Source organism: Streptomyces sp. CA189, assembly GCF_056428985.1.
Map to the genome: position 1 here is coordinate 1 of NZ_JBWJVM010000188.1, position 1,099 is coordinate 1,099.

Genomic DNA, 1,099 nt, shown 5'->3' on the forward strand with positions numbered 1-1,099 from the left:
AGAGGGCGTTTGATCTAGGCGGATTGCCCTTTATCTCCTAGTAGGTTCCTCGCCAGGTTGGTGTGGTCTCGTCCGTTATGCGCTTGCTGAGGTTGTCGATGGAGGCGATGTGGATCATGGCTTCGGAGCTGCTGGTGAGGGTCTCGTAGTCGCGGGCGAGGCGGCGGTGCATCATGATCCATCCGATGCTCCGCTCTACTACCCAGCGCCTTTTCACGACATGGAAGCCGCGCTTTTCCGGGTTTCGGTTGACGACCTCGACGTCGATTCCGAGGCGGGCGCCGTGCTCGACGACAGCGTTCTTGAATCCGGTGTCGACCCAGCTTTTCGCAAGGGTCGGGTAGGTCGCTTTCGCCTGGTCGAGGAGACGTATTCCCATGGCGTTCTCGGAGAGGCCGGCGCCGGCGACGGTCACGGCGAGGATTAGGCCGATCGTGTCGGTGAGGATGCCCCGCTTCCGTCCGACGATCTTCTTCGCGGCGTCGGTTCCCTGGCTGGTCACAGGCACGTTGGTGGAGGTCTTGACGCTCTGGGTGTCCATCACCGAGGCGGTCGGCTCGGGCGTGCGGCCCTCCTTGGCGCGGGCCAGTCCGGTGAGGTCGTAGTTGAGCTGAACGAAGATTCCCTCGTCGCGCCAGGCCGCGTAGTAGAAATAGACCGTGCCGTGGCCCGGGAAGTCGTGCGGGAGGTATTTCCAGGGGATTCCTGTGCGGTTGATGTAGAGAATCGCGTTGAATACGTCACGGAGTTCGACTTTGGGTGGCTGCCCTGTGGGCCTGCGATCGAGCCGGGCGTTCCGCCAGGCCGTCAACGTCGGCTCGATCAAGGCCCATCGGGCGTCGGACAGGTCGCTGGGGTACGGCTTCCGCTGGCTCACGCAGTAGCGTGATCATGCCTGCGGTGGACGATGCCGTTCCGCCACTACTGGGCGTTTCTGTCTCATCTTCGAACCAGACGGACTTTGCACCCGAGGAGCGGAGCAAACGGACGTCCGAGTCGACAGCTTCACGGGCGCGATGGGGCGCGTAAGGGGTAAACACCTCAAACCTGGCAGCCGCGAAACCTGCATATCGGCACATACAATCTCTTAACGCCCTCT

The 1,099-nt window shown here is 62.3% G+C and carries 1 protein-coding gene; it reads right to left on the reverse strand.

Features of this window, described 5'->3' with window-relative positions:
* Positions 1-37: 37 nt before the first annotated feature.
* On the reverse strand, positions 38-877 hold the full coding sequence (locus AC061S_RS44445) for an IS5 family transposase (protein ID WP_478691577.1): 840 nt from the start codon (positions 875-877) through the stop codon (positions 38-40).
* Positions 878-1,099: the final 222 nt, after the last annotated feature.